This is a genomic window from Campylobacter sp. US53, from assembly GCF_004378995.1.
In the GTDB taxonomy this organism is placed as follows: Bacteria; Campylobacterota; Campylobacteria; order Campylobacterales; family Campylobacteraceae; genus Campylobacter_D; species Campylobacter_D jejuni.
Genome location: NZ_RYYH01000042.1, coordinates 1 through 234, shown reverse-complemented (window position 1 = coordinate 234; position 234 = coordinate 1). Strand labels below are relative to the sequence as shown.

Genomic DNA, 234 nt, shown 5'->3' with positions numbered 1-234 from the left:
AAAAATTTATTCACTAAATTAATAGAAAGCATTCTTAACATTGCTCCTATAAATCCCCCAAAACAAACAACTAAAAGGGTATTTAGCAAAGCTTAGCTCTTTCTTGATCGAGTAATTCTTGCATTTTTTTTCTGGTCTTTTCAATCCATTTGTCATCATTTATATCTACTAAATCCATACAAATGATTTTAAGAACTCCGCTGCTTGCACTAAAACTTTTTGTGTCTAAAATTT

The 234-nt window shown here is 29.1% G+C and carries 2 pseudogenes; both read right to left on the bottom strand.

What is annotated here, in order from left to right:
• A pseudogene (locus ELQ05_RS08220) lies at positions 1-89 on the bottom strand (fluoride efflux transporter CrcB); the annotation flags it as partial.
• Positions 83-234 (bottom strand): annotated as a pseudogene (locus ELQ05_RS08215) (1-acyl-sn-glycerol-3-phosphate acyltransferase); the annotation flags it as partial. The pseudogenes ELQ05_RS08220 and ELQ05_RS08215, both read right to left, overlap by 7 nt.